At 68.0% G+C, this 15254-nt stretch carries 13 protein-coding genes; 9 read left to right on the top strand and 4 right to left on the bottom strand.

The genetic code is table 11. The features are described from left to right. Positions 1-20 precede the first annotated feature (20 nt). The gene (locus ACRC20_RS17610; RefSeq protein WP_438687695.1) at positions 21-665 is read right to left on the bottom strand and encodes a hypothetical protein; all 645 of its coding nucleotides are present in this window, start codon (positions 663-665) and stop codon (positions 21-23) included. An 859-nt stretch (positions 666-1524) separates the two neighbouring features. After that, on the bottom strand, positions 1525-2229 hold the full coding sequence (locus ACRC20_RS17615) for a lysoplasmalogenase (RefSeq protein WP_438687696.1): 705 nt from the start codon (positions 2227-2229) through the stop codon (positions 1525-1527). 108 nt (positions 2230-2337) lie between these two features. On the opposite strand from ACRC20_RS17615, the gene ACRC20_RS17620 reads away from it, so the two are divergent. From ACRC20_RS17620 to ACRC20_RS17635, 4 genes are all read left to right on the top strand, one after another. Then, the gene (locus ACRC20_RS17620; RefSeq protein ID WP_438687697.1) at positions 2338-2553 is read left to right on the top strand and encodes a hypothetical protein; all 216 of its coding nucleotides are present in this window, start codon (positions 2338-2340) and stop codon (positions 2551-2553) included. Positions 2554-2667: 114 nt separating this feature from the next. Further along, on the top strand, positions 2668-3564 hold the full coding sequence (locus tag ACRC20_RS17625; RefSeq protein ID WP_438687698.1) for an SGNH/GDSL hydrolase family protein: 897 nt from the start codon (positions 2668-2670) through the stop codon (positions 3562-3564). A gap of 4 nt (positions 3565-3568) precedes the next feature. After that, positions 3569-5968, top strand: coding sequence for an ATP-binding cassette domain-containing protein (locus tag ACRC20_RS17630; protein WP_438687699.1), 2400 nt, complete (start codon positions 3569-3571; stop codon positions 5966-5968). A gap of 161 nt (positions 5969-6129) precedes the next feature. Further along, positions 6130-8067 (top strand): potassium transporter Kup, encoded by a 1938-nt coding sequence (locus ACRC20_RS17635; RefSeq protein WP_438687700.1) that lies wholly within the window; start codon positions 6130-6132, stop codon positions 8065-8067. Positions 8068-8089: 22 nt separating this feature from the next. Here the strand turns inward: ACRC20_RS17635 and poxB are convergent, their stop codons facing one another. Further along, positions 8090-9826: a ubiquinone-dependent pyruvate dehydrogenase gene (poxB, locus tag ACRC20_RS17640; protein WP_438687701.1), complete on the bottom strand. Its 1737-nt coding sequence runs from the start codon at positions 9824-9826 to the stop codon at positions 8090-8092. A gap of 270 nt (positions 9827-10096) precedes the next feature. Here poxB and ACRC20_RS17645 point away from each other — a divergent pair, with 270 nt between their 5' ends. From ACRC20_RS17645 to ACRC20_RS17665, 5 genes are all read left to right on the top strand, one after another. Beyond that, a complete protein-coding gene (locus tag ACRC20_RS17645; protein ID WP_438687702.1) occupies positions 10097-10393 on the top strand; it encodes a metal-sensitive transcriptional regulator in 297 nt (98 codons plus the stop codon). Positions 10394-10416: 23 nt separating this feature from the next. Next, on the top strand, positions 10417-11037 hold the full coding sequence (locus ACRC20_RS17650) for a mycothiol-dependent nitroreductase Rv2466c family protein (RefSeq protein ID WP_438687703.1): 621 nt from the start codon (positions 10417-10419) through the stop codon (positions 11035-11037). A 188-nt stretch (positions 11038-11225) separates the two neighbouring features. Continuing rightward, the gene (locus ACRC20_RS17655) at positions 11226-12413 is read left to right on the top strand and encodes an NAD(P)/FAD-dependent oxidoreductase (RefSeq protein ID WP_438687704.1); all 1188 of its coding nucleotides are present in this window, start codon (positions 11226-11228) and stop codon (positions 12411-12413) included. A gap of 32 nt (positions 12414-12445) precedes the next feature. Further along, entirely contained in the window at positions 12446-12802 is a 357-nt protein-coding gene (locus ACRC20_RS17660; RefSeq protein ID WP_438687705.1) for a DoxX family protein, read from the top strand. A 47-nt stretch (positions 12803-12849) separates the two neighbouring features. Further along, entirely contained in the window at positions 12850-14415 is a 1566-nt protein-coding gene (locus ACRC20_RS17665; RefSeq protein ID WP_438687706.1) for a sulfatase family protein, read from the top strand. A 25-nt stretch (positions 14416-14440) separates the two neighbouring features. On the opposite strand, the gene ACRC20_RS17670 is transcribed toward ACRC20_RS17665, so the two are convergent. Then, positions 14441-15250, bottom strand: a complete 810-nt coding sequence (locus ACRC20_RS17670; RefSeq protein WP_438687707.1) for a DUF3097 domain-containing protein — start codon at positions 15248-15250, stop codon at positions 14441-14443. Positions 15251-15254 lie beyond the last annotated feature (4 nt).

Genomic DNA, 15254 nt, shown 5'->3' on the forward strand with positions numbered 1-15254 from the left:
TGTCTGTGTGCGAACCGATTTCAGTAATCCTTGCCGGCTACCGCGGCTTTTCCGTCTGATCGGGTGATTACCCAGCCCATCGCAACAGCAACTTTGATCTTCACTGAGTCAATGGCGCCAACCGCCGTGGGCTTGCCGCCACTCTTGCACTGGTAGGTAGCGCCGTTTGCTTGAAGCATGAAGTACGTGGGTGTCGCGTGGAGCTTGTCCACCTTTGGCGTGATGGAGACGGAATTCGTCGAGGTGAAGGTTACCGTCTCGCCCTGGGTAAAGGTACGGCTGACTTTGGTTCCCAGTGAGGCCTTGATCCCGTTGCTCGACCAGTCGATGCCGACAGTCTTTTCCTGGCTGACGGCCACTTGGTTGGTCTCTGACTTGGATTTCGCGGCAGTCAGGGTCTGCGGGGTGCCTTTAACCAAGACTTGCGTCACGTCGGCATCTTTGTCGAAGTAGTTCTTCGACACCGCCACGGGGTAGATGACGCCGTTGCACGGCACGTTGGATACACCGTCGATCAGTTTGCTGGACTCGCCGCCAACCCTGGGTTCGGCATATGCCGCAGCGACCGGGAGAGTAACAACGGCTGCTGCTACCAGGGCCGCCGACAGCGCGAGTCGCGCCGAGGGGATGGATTTCATGATTTCTCCTAATTGTTCGTTGCCCACAAAAGGTGTCGCATACTAGATATTGCGCGGAGCAAATCTAGATGTTATCTAGAATTTAGATGTTATTTAGAATTGGACTTCGAGCAAGAGCGTGTTTGCGTCGCGGAGAGGATATTTTGTATCGAGGTGACGAATTCTGGTTTCCCCCCAAATTGCTCGGCTACCGCCTCGGTGTCTGTCTTTCCGCAATATTCGGTAAAACACTTGGAACTGTCGCGCTTCGGCGTCAGCGGTTGAAGCGAACGATATGGGGGTGATCTGGCAGGTGGTCACTTTCCCTTGAAGAAGCGTATCCATGCGGGGTCTCTCTGTGAATATTTTAATCCTGCGCTAAAGAATCATGAAGATACAAGTGAAGATCCAGAGCGCCGAAACATTCTTCGGCGGCATTGTTTTCACAAGCGGCGTTGAGTGCCGATAATCGACATTATGTCACTTGCATCGCGCGTCCGGGTCCCGGATTGGGCAGTCTCGGGTCTGCCCTGTTCTCAGATGCTCTGTCGAAGGACTCGGATTCCGGCGACGACGAGTCCGGCGCTGTCGCTCGGCGCACGATCCCTGTAGACGCGGTTCTCCCGCCGGGCTGTCTGTGCCCGGTGGGGGGAAACTCATCCAGAGGGGCCGGCTCGATCATGCGCGCCCATGCTGTCCAGCATTTCTGCGGCCCTCGCTGCTCGGTCTCGGATCGCTTGAAGTGACATAATATTCACGAGGGGCCATGCGCGCGGCTCGCGGGCGAATTTCCAGGCCCCGCGCACTGGTTTGAACGAAAACGTGGCTCTACGGCGATCTGAGGGCGTTTTTGCTGGTCAGGGGCATAAGGAAAATGTCTTTTCGCGCTTTTTGGCCACTGATGTGGTCAAGTACGAGCAGCTGCCCGCGCCGCGCCGTCTGCGATGAGGTACTGGGCCGAGAGGTAGGTGGCCATCACAACGGCCTCGAGCGCCTGCGGCGCGCCCTGCCACAAGAACCTGCGCAGCCCCAGCACCGCGTCGCTGGCAAGGAATGCCAGTCCTCCTGCGGCCATCCGGCGACGGGCCGCTGCGGGAACTTGCTCGGAGAGGGTCGTCGCGCTCGCCGCCGTCCCCGCGAGCGCCGCGGAGTAGCCGAGCAGGATCGGGGCGAGGTAGGGCGCCTCGCGTCCTGCGGCGAGGGCCACGCCCGGCGCGCAGACGGCCCAGATCCCCGCGACCGCTTTGGCGGGCGCTCCTGGTGTGGCCGCGCGGTGCGGGCGCATGCCTGCGATGTAGGACGCGTGGCCCGCCGCGAAGCTGGCTGCGCCGCGCGCGAAGTCCCGTGGGGCGTCGCCGAGCAGGGCCACGTCGCCGCACCAACTCGCGGCCTGGGCGAGGAGGACGGCGCGGAACAACGGGGACCGCCGAGCCGAGGGGTTCGCGGCGAACGACGCGGCGAGCACGGGCATGAGCAGGGGCTTGGTGAACCGCCGCGTCCGGTGCGCCTGCTGTCCGCCGAAGGCGGAGAGCGCGGTGTCCGCAACGGCGGCGCCCGCGTAGAAGCCGCGAAGGACGGCGGACAGCTCGTGAGCCTTGAACGACAGCGCCATGGCAGCGACGATACCTGCTGGCGCGCTGTTCAGAACGGTCGCCCGTGCTCCCCTGCCTGCGCCGTCCTCTATAGTCGTACGGCAGAGGCCGTCGATGGAGGAGAGCTCATGGTTTCCGTTTTCCGCTCCGCAGTTGTCGCGTCAGGAGCGGCCCTTGCGGCCGTGGCGCTGCCTGGTGTCGCGGAAGCCGCCGGGGCCCAGGTGGGCGACTCGTGTCCGACGTGGCACGCGACCACGCATGACAGCGCGGGCAAGACGATGTGGTGCAACCACACGATGACTGGCGGGCAGATCCTGGTGTGGCAGTACGGCGGTCCCGACTAGCGGTCCTGGCTCGGCGACGGCCGCGCCGCCTGCCTTGCCCGTGCTCTGCGTCGGGTAGGCTCGAACGACCCGCAGGCAACGGCGCGGCGGGCGACCCGGTAGAGAGCTGGCCCGATGACCATACGAAAATTGCTGCCCCTCGGTTTGGTTTTCCCGGTGTTCCTCGGCCTCGCCCAGATCGCGCACGCCGCCCCCGCGAAGGAGCCGGTGCGCCATTACGTGGCGATGGGCGACTCGTACGTGAGCAAGCCCGGTTTGCGGGGGCTGGACCCGGACGGGCCGAACTGCGCGCGGACCGACGAGAACTACCCCGCCGCCGTGGCCGAGGGGCTCGGCCTCGGACCGGGCAACGGCTTCACCGATGTGAGCTGCGCGGGCGCGAAGTCCGGCGCGCTGCTGAACGAACAAGAGAGCGCCTTCGGCATTGTGGTCCCGCCGCAGGTGGACGCGGTGAACGAGGACACCGACCTCGTGACGATGAGCTTCGGCCCGAACGACCAGGACTTCATGGTCAAGATCGTCACAACCTGCTTGATGATCGGCCTCACCGATCCGGACGGCAGCCCGTGCAGGCAGCAGGGCCCCGAGGAGCAGCCGCTCTTGACCGCTCAGGGCTTCGCCGGAGTCCGCGACAACATACATCGGGATTTGCGCGGCGCCGTGGACGCGGTCAAAGGCAAGGCGCCCCGCAGCAGGATCGCGCTGGTGGGGTACCCCCAGCCCTTCCCCGCCGGCAAGAAGTGCCGCGAGACGACCCCGATGACCATTGGCGACATGGCGTGGATCAACGAGAAGATCCAGGGCGTCAATGCGACTATCCAACAGGTGGCGAGGGAGACTGGGGAGATCTACGTCGACACGTACGCCCCGTCGGTCGGGCACGGTTTGTGCGCTGCGGGACCGGCCTGGGAGTCGGGGTTTCTCACGACGAACTGGGTGGAGAGCCAGCCGCTGCATCTGACGCCGCTCGGCGCTCGGGAGATCGCGAAGATCGTCCTCGATAAGATCTGAGGCCATGGCCGTGCACCAGCCCACACAGTCCCCCGTCGCGGACAGCCACGACCGGATCCGCGTGCACGGCGCGCGCACGAACAACCTGAAAGACATCAGTGTCGAGCTGCCCAAGCGCAGGCTGACGGCGTTCACCGGCGTTTCCGGCTCGGGCAAGAGCTCGCTGGTGTTCGACACGATCGCCGCCGAGTCGCAGCGGCTGATCAACGAGACCTACAGCGCCTTCGTGCAGGGCTTCATGCCGACATTGGCGCGGCCGGACGTGGACGTCCTGGACGGCCTGACCACCGCGATCATTGTCGACCAGCAACGGATGGGCTCAGACCCCCGCTCCACGGTCGGCACCGCGACGGACACGGGCGCCCTCCTGCGGATCCTCTTCAGCAGGCTGGGAAAGCCGTACGTCGGCTCGCCGCAGGCGTTCTCCTTCAATGTCGCCTCGATCAGCGGCGCGGGCGCGGTCACGATGGAGCGGGGCGGCAAAACCGTGAAAGAGCGCCGCAGCTTCAGCGTCACCGGGGGCATGTGCCCGCGCTGCGAAGGGCGGGGCTCGATCTCGGACATCGACCTCGCCGCGCTGTACGACGACTCCAAATCGATCAACGGGGGCGCGATCACGATCCCCGGCTACAGCATGGACGGCTGGTACGGCCGCATCTTCAAAGGCTGCGGCTTCTTCGACCCGGACAAGCCGATCGGCGAATTCGCCAAGAAGGAGCTCGACGCGCTCCTGCACAAGGAGCCGACCAAGATCAAGGTCGACGGGGTCAACCTGACGTACGAGGGTTTGATCCCGAAGATCCAGAAGTCGTTCTTGTCCAAGGACGTCGAGTCCATGCAGCCGCATATCCGCGCTTTCGTCGAGCGCGCGGTGACGTTCGCGACCTGCCCGGAGTGCGCGGGGACCCGGCTTTCCGCCGCCGCGCGGTCCGCCACGATCAAGGGCCGCAACATCGCCGAGGTGTGCGCGATGCAGATCAGCGACCTCGCGGCATGGGTCGAGGGCCTCGACGAGCACGAGGGCTTCGCTCCCCTGCTCGGCTCGTTGCGCCGAGTCCTCGGCTCGTTCGTGGAGATCGGGCTCGGCTACCTCTCGCTCGACCGCCCGTCCGGCACGCTCTCGGGCGGCGAGGCGCAGCGGGTCAAGATGATCCGCCAGCTCGGGTCCTCGCTGACCGATGTCACCTATGTCTTCGACGAGCCGACGGTCGGGCTGCACCCCCACGACATCCGGCGGATGAACGACTTGCTGCTGCGGCTGCGGGACAAGGGCAACACGGTGCTGGTCGTGGAGCACAAGCCGGAGGCGATCACGATCGCGGACCACGTCGTCGACCTCGGCCCCGGCGCGGGCTCGGGCGGCGGCGAGGTGGTCTTCGAGGGCACGGTGGCGGAGCTGCGGCGCAGCGGCACGCTCACCGGACGGCATTTGGACGACCGCGCGGCGCTCAAAGCCGCGGTGCGCGCACCTGCCGGGGCGCTGCAGGTGCGCGGGGCCTCGACCAACAACCTGCAGGGCGTCGACGTGGACATCCCGCTCGGTGTGCTGGTGGTGCTCACCGGCGTCGCGGGATCGGGCAAGAGCTCGCTCGTCGGCGGGTCGGTGGCGGGCCGTGACGGGGTCGTGGCGATCGACCAGGCGCCGATCAAGGGCTCGAGGCGCAGCAACCCCGCGACCTACACCGGACTGCTGGACCCCATCCGCAAGGCCTTCGCGAAGGCCTCCGGGGCGAAGCCCGCGTTGTTCAGCGCGAACTCCGAGGGCGCGTGCCCTGACTGCAACGGCGCGGGCGTCGTCTACTCCGACCTGGCCGTCATGGCCGGGGTCGCCACGACCTGCGACGTGTGCGAGGGGAAACGGTTCGACGCGTCGGTGCTGGAGCACAAACTCGGCGGACGCGACATCAGCGAGGTGCTCGCGATGTCGATGGCGGAGGCGCGCGCGTTCTTCGGGGGCGAGGTCGAAGGGAGCGAGGGGGCGCGCACGCCCGCCGCGCACAAGATCCTCGAACGGCTCGCGGACGTCGGGCTCGGCTACCTCGCCCTCGGCCAGCCGCTCACCGCGCTCTCCGGCGGCGAGCGCCAACGGCTCAAGCTCGCCGCGCGCATGGGCGAGGAGGGCGACGTCTATGTCCTGGACGAGCCGACCTCGGGCCTGCACCTCGCCGATGTCGAGCAGCTGCTCGGCCTGTTGGACCGGCTCGTGGACTCCGGCAAGTCGGTCGTCGTCGTCGAGCACCACCAGGCGGTCATGGCCCACGCGGACTGGATCGTCGACCTCGGCCCCGGCGCGGGCCACGACGGCGGCAGGGTCGTCTTCGAGGGCACGCCCGCCGACCTCGTCGCGAGCCGGGCCACCCTCACGGGCCAGCACCTCGCGGACTACGTCGGGGCCCGGCCCTGACGGTGACGGAGCATTTCCGCCAGTAATGGCGGCGGCGATTGTTGAGCGTCGCAGGCGCAGAATCCGATCACGAAATCGTCAAACCTGCCCGTGTGAACCGTCTGGGCGGCTAGGATCAGAGCGCCCCGCAGCCCCCGCACCGGACAGAACTGAGGAACGACGTGAGCACAGACACCGCCGCCGCCCCGCCGCAGCACCACGCGGGCGGCCTTGGCCCGGTTCGCCTCGCCGTCGTCGTCGGCGCGCTCGGCGTGGTGTTCGGCGATATCGGCACGAGCCCGATCTACACCCTCCAGACCGTCTTCGACCCGGGCGACCCGCACCCTGTGCCGATCAGCCCGACCAATATCTACGGCGTGGTGTCGCTGATCTTCTGGTCGGTGATGGCCATCGTGACGCTGACCTACGTCACGCTGGTGATGCGGGCCGACAACGACGGGGAGGGCGGCATCATGGCGCTCATCACGTCGCTGCGCCACTGGTCGGGCAAGGGCCGCCGCACCGCGCTGACGCTGGCCGGCCTCGGGGTCTTCGGCGCCGCGCTGTTCTTCGGCGACGGCATGATCACGCCCGCGATCTCCGTGCTCTCCGCCGTCGAAGGCCTCAAGGTGGTCGAGCCTTCCTTCGAGGAATGGGTCGTGCCGATCACCGCCGTGATCATCGTGGTCTTGTTCTCCGTGCAGCGCCGGGGCACCGCCGTCGTCGGACGGATCTTCGGCCCGGTGATGATCGCCTGGTTTGTCACGATCGGCGCGCTCGGGGTCAAAGGCGTCGCAGGGCGTCCGGAGATCCTCAAGGCCCTCTCCCCTGCGTACGCGCTTGGCTTTGTGGCCGAGCATTTCGAGATCGCTTTCTTCGCCCTGGCGGCAGTCGTGCTCTCGGTCACCGGCGCCGAGGCGCTGTACGCGGACATGGGGCATTTCGGGCGGCGCGCGATCACGCGGGGCTGGCTCCTGCTCGTGCTGCCCGCCTGCACGCTTAACTACTTGGGCCAGGGTGCGTTGCTGCTGGGCGACGAGCGCTCGATGAGCGCCCCGTTCTTCCTGCTCGCGCCGGGGTGGGCAAGGCTTCCCCTTGTGCTGCTGGCGACGGCGGCGACGGTGATCGCCTCCCAGTCCGTCATCACCGGGGCCTACTCGCTCACGTCGCAGGCCGTGCAGCTGGGCTACCTGCCGAGGCTGCGGGTCGAGCACACCTCGGAGTCCACCATCGGCCAGATCTACGTCCCCTTTGTCAACAATGTGCTGGCGGTGTCCGTGCTGATCCTTGTGTTCGCGTTCCGCAGCTCTGCGGCGCTGGCGTACGCGTTCGGGATGGCGGTGACCGCGACGATCACCATCACCACGTTGTTGTTCCTCTTCATCGCGCGGCGGCGTTGGGAGGCTCCGCTGTGGGCGGTGGTGCTCGGCGGCGGGGCGCTGCTCGCGGTCGACCTGCTGTTCTTCGCCGCGAACATGACGAAGTTCGTGCATGGCGCGTGGCTGCCGCTCTTGATCGGCGTCGTCGTGTTCACGGTGATGACCACGTGGGCGCGCGGACGGTCGATCGTCACCCACAAGCGCGCCGAGGTCGAGGGCTCGCTGACGGAGTTCGTCGGCAAGCTCCCGGAGCTGGACCCGCCGCTCATCCGGATCCCTGGGACTGCCGTGTTCCTCAACCGGGGCCAGGAGACCACCCCGCTGGCCATGCTCTCCAGCGTCCGGCACAACCGCGTCCTGCACGAGCAGGCGGTGATCTTGTCCCTGGAGACGGTGCCCGTGCCGAGGGTGCCCGACGCGGAGCGGGTCGAGATCGACGACCTCGGCTACAGCAGCGACGGCATCATCTACGTCAGCGCGCGTTTCGGATACATGGAGCGGCCCGACGTGCCGCACGTGCTGAGCCTGCTCGACCCGGCGCGGACCGAAGGGCCGGTCACCGTCGGCCAGGCCTCGTTCTTCTTGTCCAAGCTCCAGTTGGTGCGCGGCGCGGAGCCGACGATGCCGACCTGGCGCAAGCGGCTGTTCATCGCCACCTCGCACATCACCGGGGACGCGGCGGGGTACTTCGGCCTCCCCCTCGACCGCACGGTGATCATGGGATCGCGTCTGCAGGTGTGAGCGCCCCCGCTCCGGCCTGGGCCTAGTCCAGGATCCGGCGTGCGACGTTCGTCGTGACCAGGTCGAGCAGCTCGTCGGCGCGGCCCGCGAGGATCGTGCGGATCGCGTAGAGCGCGAAGCCTTTGGCCTGCTCGGTCGAGATCGCGGGCGGGATCGAGAGCTCCTGGCGCGCTGTGACCACGTCCACCAGCGCAGGCCCGTCGTGAGCGAGCGCCTCGGCGAGCGCGCCTTCCAGCTCTTCGGGCCGTTCGACCCGTCTGCCGTGGATGCCGAGCGCGCGGGCCACCGCCGCGAAATCGGGATTGCGCAGCTCGGTGCCGAAATTGACGATGCCTGCGGCCTTCATCTCCAGCTCGACGAAGTTGAGCGATGAATTGTTGAACAGCACGACCTTCACGGGGAGGTTGTTCTGCGTCAGGGTGATGAGGTCGCCGAAGAGCATGGTCAGTCCCCCGTCGCCTGCCAGTGCGACGACTTGGCGGCCGCGGTCGACGGTTTGCGCGCCGATCGCATGCGGCAGCGCGCAGGCCATCGTGCCATGGGTGAACGACCCGATCAGCCGCCTGCGCCCGTTCATCGTCAGATACCGCGCCGCCCAGACCACGGGCGAGCCGACGTCGACGGTGAACACCGCGTCGTCGTCGGCGAGCTTGTCCACGAGCCCCGCGACGTACTCCGGGCGGATCGGGGTCTGGTTCCGGTCGTTGACCGCGAGCGAGTCGAGGGACTTGCGGGTTTTGCGGTAGTGCTTGACCGCGCGGTCGAGGTGCTCGGTCTCGTCTTTGCGGCGCAGCAGCGGGGCGAGCGCCGTGATGGTGTCCTTGACCGTTCCGACCAGGCCGAGGTCGATCGGGACGCGGCGGCCGAGCTGGCGGCCCCGGATGTCGACTTGGATGATCGTGGCGTTCTCGGGGTAGAACTGCCGGTACGGGAAGTCGGTGCCCAACATCAGGAGCAGGTCGGCCTCGCGGATCGCCTTGTACCCCGAGGGGAACCCGAGCAAGCCGGTCATGCCCACGTCGTAGGGGTTGTCGTACTCGATGTGCTCTTTGCCCCGCAAGGCGTGCACGACGGGCGCTTTGAGCGTTTCGGCGAGGGAGACCAGCTCGTCGTGGGCGCCTGCGGCGCCTGCGCCGCCGAGGATGGTGACCCGGCTCGACCGGTTGATGAGCTCGGCGGCTCGGCGCAGCGACTCGTCGTCGGGGCGGAGCACCGAACGGGCGGCTGTGACGGGCCTGTCGAGCCAGCCTTGGCCGCCCGCGCGGCTCAAGAACACTTCCCCGGGGACCACGACCACCGCGACCCCGCGCTCCTCGACGGCGGCGCGCATCGCCATCTCCACGATGCGCGGCGCCATCTCGGGGGAGCTCACCAGCTCGGTGTAGACGCTGCACTCTTTGAAGAGCTCCTGCGGATGGGTCTCCTGGAAATATCCCGAGCCGATCTCGGCCAGCGGGATCTGGGCGGCGATGGCCAGCACCGGCACGCCGCTGCGCTGCGCGTCGAACAGGCCGTTGATCAAATGCAGGTTGCCGGGCCCGCAGCTGCCTGCGCAGACCGCCAGCCGCCCGGTCAGCGCGGCCTCCGAGGCCGCGGCGAATGCGGCGGTCTCCTCGTGCCGGACATGCTCCCAGGTGATCCCGTCGGCGCGGCGGATCGCGTCGGTGAATCCGTTGAGGCTGTCCCCCGGCAGCCCGTACACCCTGCTGACGCCGCTCGTTTTGAACGCGGCGATGATCTGGTCGGCGACCGTTGCCATGCGAATTCCTTCCTCTGGCCGTGGAGGCTGCCGAGGCGGCGGACCGCCGCTTCGCGATCTTCAGTCTAGTGAGGATACGGTCCGAGCGGCCGGGCGGAAAAGGGCGGCTCTTCGCGTGCTTCGCGGACTTCCTCGCGAAGAGGGGCGCTCGGACCTGCGTTTTTCTTCTGCTCTGCGCGGAGCGGCCGCCTGCGGGGCGTCTCTGCCTGTGGTCGAAGAGACAGACCGGCAACCTTGCCAATACCATACCCCCTATGGTATCCATAAGTCATGGAAGAAACCACGAGAGAAGTGCCGCCGCATGGGAGCCCCGAAGACATGGCGGCGATCCTCGGGCGTCTCCGCCGAGCCCACGGGCAGTTGGGCGGGGTCGTCTCGATGATCGAGCAAGGGCGCAACTGCCGCGACGTGGTGACCCAGCTCGCCGCCGTGTCCCGCGCCCTCGACCGCGCGGGATTCAAGATCATCGCGACCGGCCTGCGGGATTGCGTGGCCGAGCCGGGCGGCCGGTCGGGCCAGGGGCTGACCGTGGACGAGCTGGAGAAATTGTTCCTCAGCCTGGCCTGAGGAACCGACGAGAGGAATTCGATATGGACGAGGCCGTCGAGACGCGACCGAGGGCGTCCGATGTCGTGATCTGGCTGGACCCGGTGTGCCCGTACTCGTGGACCACGGCGCGGTGGCTCCGCGGACTGTCCGACGAGGGCGTCGTGGAGCCGCGGTGGGAGTTGATGAGCCTTGCGGTCCTGAACGAAGGGCGGGATCTCCCGGCTTCGGGGCAGGAGCGGATGCGGGCCTCCCGCGCGGCGGGCCGCCTGTTCGCAGGCCTCGGCCGAGCATTGGGCCGCGAGGGGATGTGGACGGCGTACGAGGCGTTCGGGAACGCGTTCTTCGGCCGAGGGGAAGCCCTCGACGAGACGCTCGTCCAGGAGGTCCTGCGGGCGTCTTCGGCCATGGACGGCCACACGCAGAGCCTCTCGGACGATTCGTTGGACGAGCTTGTGCGCGCCTCGCACGAGCGGTCCCAGCAGGCCCTCGGGGAGCCGGGCGGAAGCCCGATCGTGAGCGTCGACGGCAGGGCGTTCTTCGGCCCCGTGCTCACCTCGCTCCCGGACGAGGAGTCGTCCCGGGCGCTCTTCCGCTCGGTCGCCGGGCTCGCCCGGATCTCGGAGTTCGCGCAGCTCCGGCGCCCACGTCCCGCCCACGTCTGAACACGGAGGACAACAACTATGTGCCACGCGACGAAATGCCGCTCCTGCGGCAAGACGACCTGGTCCGGCTGCGGCGCGCATGTCCAGTCGGTCAAGCGCCGCGTCCCGCCGGAGCAATGGTGCGACGGCCATCCGTCACCGCAGTCCCAGTCGCCGCTGGGCCGGTTCTTTCGAAGGAGAAAATAATCATGGCGAAACGACTTGTCGTCCTCGGCGCGGGCATCGGAGGCCTGAGCGTCGTCAAAGAGCTCCAGGAGTCGGGCGCCGTCCTCGACGGCATCGATGTGACCCTCGTGGACGAGGACTTCGAGCATTTCCTCGGGTTCACCCTCCCCTGGGTCATGCGCGGCTGGCGGAGCCCGGACAGCGTCCCGATCCGGCCAGCCCCGCGCGCGCTGACGGGAGTCACGGCCGTTCGGGCAAGGGCGACCGGCTTCGACCCCGAAGCAAAGACGGTTTCCCTCGATGACGGCTCCCAGCTCCCGTACGACGCGCTCGTCGTCGCCCTTGGCGCGAAAAACGCCCCGCACAAGGTGCAAGGGCTGCAAGAGGCCGTCGACGCGGGCGTCGCCGTCCACTACTACAGCGCCCTCGACGCGAGCCGGGCCCATGAGGCCCTGACCCGCTTCGCAGGGGGCAGGCTCGTGTTCCTCGTGGCTTCGCAGCCCTACCGGTGCCCGGTCGCCCCGTACGAGGGCGCGCTCCTCGCCGCAGACCTGCTCAAAGAGCTCGGAACGCGCGGGGCGACGGAGATCTCGGTCCACACCCCGGAGAAACAGCCCATGCCGTCGGCAGGGCCGCACGCCGGGCCTCGGCTCGTCGAGCTGCTCGAAGAGAACGGCGTCGCTTTCCACCCGGAGCGAGCCGTCGAGCAGGTCGACCACATTGCCCGGACCGTGCGCTTCGCGGACGGCGAGAGCGTCCCCTTCGACCTGCTCGTGTTCGTCCCCCCGCACGAGCCCGCCATCGGCTCCGGCGACGGGGCGGGTTGGATCGCCGTCGACCGCGAGTCCATGCTGACCGAGCACGAGGGCGTGTGGGCGGTCGGCGACATCAGCGCTGTGGTCTCCCCGTCCGGCAAACCGCTGCCGAAAGCCGCGATCTTCGCGAAGAACGGCGGGAGGACCGCGGCGAGGAACGTCCTGCGCTATTTCGGCAAAACCGAGGAGCGCGACCGCCTCTCCGGGCTCGGGCATTGCTACGTCGATGTCGGCGCGCACGAGTCCGCGCTCGGCAGCGGGGACTTCTTCGCCCTCCCGCATCCCGGCGTGGTCCTCGAAGCCCCTTCTGCCGAGCTCCACGCCGACAAGGCCGCCGAGGAGAAGGAATGGCGGACGCGCTGGGAGGGAGGAGCGGACGCGTGGCATGTGGCCTAGGCCGCTTCGGCAGGCGCCGGTAGACTTGGGCCATGAGCGAGAAGCCTTCCCCGAGGACCCTTGCTGTTTTCGCGGCGTTCCAGGCGGCGGACGCTGTGGCCTGCGCGATTCCGCTCAAAGCGATCACTGAGGCGTTCGACCGGGTCGAGTTCCCGGTCAAATACCGCTGGATCTTCCCAGTGGTCAAGGGCGCATCGGCGGCGGGGCTCGCCCTAGGGATCAAGTTCCCGTCGCTGGCCCGGCTCACGCTCGTCCTTCTGACGGCGTATTTCGCCGCCGCCGTCGGCTCGCACGTGCGGGTGAAGGACAGCGTCTCGAACGCGGCTCCGGCCGCCCTGTTCCTCGGAGCCTACGCCTTCCTCGCCGCGCGGACCTTCGTGCGGCAGTAGGCTCCGCCGCCACCGCCACGCGCGCCGGGTCTTGTTAGGCTCGGCCGATGGACGACATCAAGCAGCCCTTGGCCCGCCGTCGCTTCTTCCAGGTCGGCGCGGGCGCCGCGATCGCCGCAGGCGTCCTTGCGGCCTGCGATGAGCCCCCGAAAGCCGGGAACGGCCCGAAACAGCGGCCGAACATCCTCTTCATCCTGGCGGACGACCTCGGCTGGGGCGATATCAGCCGGTACGGGCGCACGGACTACTCGACGCCGAACATCGACTCGATCGGCGAGCGCGGGATCAGCTTCACCGACGGCTACGCGAACAGCTGCGTCTGCACGCCCACCCGAGTCGGTTTCTTCACCGGGCGCTACCAGCAACGCCTGCCGTTCCACGAGCAGTTCGGCAACAAGGAGTACGGCATCCCGGCAGAGACGCCGACCGTGGCATCGGCCTTGAGCAAGGCGGGCTACACGACGGCTCTCATCGGCAAATGGCACTGCGGTCTCGCTCCTCGATTCGGCCCGAACAAGAGCGGGTTCGAGTACTTCTTCGGCTTCCTCGGCGGCGCCGAGGACTACTTCGACCACACGGACGTTGGCGAAGGCGTGGGACAGCCCGACCTCTGGGAGAACGAGAAGCCCACGACGGCGGACGGCTATCTGACCCAGGTGTTCACCGACCGGGCCATCGGCTATCTCAAAGAGCACGCGGGCAAGCCCGACCCGTTCTACCTGAGCCTGCACTACAACGCGGTGCATTGGCCGTGGGAGAGCCCGGACACCGGCCCCAATCCGATCCGGGAGCCGAAAGACTTCAACGCGGGCAGCCCCGAGATCTTCGGGCAGATGACCGTCGAGCTGGACCGGCAAGTCGGCAGAGTGCTGGCCGCACTGGACGAGCTCAAGATCGCGGACAACACACTGGTCGTGTTCACCAGCGACAACGGCGGCGAGCGCTACGGCCACGAGTACCCGTTCAACGGGCAGAAGGGCAACCTGTACGAGGGCGGCATCCGCGTGCCGATGATGGCGCGCTGGCCGGGGAAGATCCCCGCGGGCCGGATCAGCAGGCAGACCGCCATCACGATGGACTGGACGGCCACCATCGCCGCCGTCGCGGGCGCGAGCTGGGACGCCGCCTCGCCGCTCGACGGGCGGGACCTCACCCCGCAGCTCGGGGGCGCCCCGGAGAGCGAACGGGCGCTGTTCTGGCGGTTCAATTTCGTCGGAGAGGCGGAGAAGGTCAAGGAGGAGCTGCGCGAGCGCGGGCTTCCCGAGGACACGCTCCCCCCGGACATGTTCAAACTGAACCAGGCGGCAGTGCGCCGGGGGCGGTACAAGTACTTGAAGCTCAGCGACGACATCGAGCAGCTCTACGACCTCGGGGCCCCGGTCTCGCTCCCCCATCCGGGCCGGGACGATCCAGAGGCCGCCGAGCGCAACCTCGCCGACAAGCCCGAGCACGCAGGACTGCTCGCCGAGCTGCGCAAGCAGTACCAGGACTGGGACGCGGGCATGGCCTCGCCGGACCACATCGCCTTCGCCGTGACCGGCGCCGACGCGAGCAAACGGCGCGCGCCGGGCGGGAACGAGTCGCCGGGCGGCTATCCGCAGCCCTTCCAGTGAGGAGCGGGCCTGCGGGCGGGGCTGCTCAGGCGGTGACGAAGTCGATGAGCTCTTCGACGGCGCGCAGGAGCGGCTGCTCGATCTGCGTGTAGTCCGTCGCGCCCTTGCGCACCCGCGACCACATCGCGGCGGTGTCCTTCACACCGAGGGCGCGGCAGACCCCTTCTTTCCACGGCACCCCGCGCGGCACGTTGGGCCATTTGGGGATGCCGACGGCGGCGGGCTTGACCGCCTGCCAGACGTCCACGTACGGGTGCCCTGTGACGAGCACGTTCGGGTCGACGACCTCGGCGACGATCCGGGACTCCTTGCTGCCGGGGACCAGATGGTCCACGAGGACTCCGACCCGGCGCCCCGCTTCCGGACCGAACTCGGCGATCCGCTCGGCGAGCTCGTCCACTCCGTGCAGCGGCTCGACCACCACCCCTTCGATCCGCAGGTCGTCGCCCCAGATCTGCTCCACGAGCTGCGCGTCGTGGACCCCTTCGACCCAAATGCGGCTCGCCCGCGCGACTCGGGCGGGCGAGCCGGGCACCGCTGTGGAGCCCGACGCGGTGCGCAGCGGCCCGCTCGCGGGGCCGATCTTGGGGCGGACCAGCGTCACGGGCTTGCCCTCCAACAGGAACGCGCCGGGGCGCATCTCGAAGAGACGGCGGTTGCCCCGCGCGTCCTCCAGCGTCACGTAGCCCTTGCGGTCCGTGTCCACCGCGACGACCGCGCCGCAGAAGTCCGAGACGGGGTCCTCGACGACCATGTCGATCTCGGCGACGACCTCGGGAGCGGGCTGCCTTTTCGGGCGCGCGGCGAGGATGTCGCCGTATTGGTGGCTTCGCATCCAG

Origin of the sequence: Segniliparus sp. (genome assembly GCF_051660745.1) — a bacterium.
Classification (GTDB): Bacteria; Actinomycetota; Actinomycetes; order Mycobacteriales; family Mycobacteriaceae; genus Segniliparus.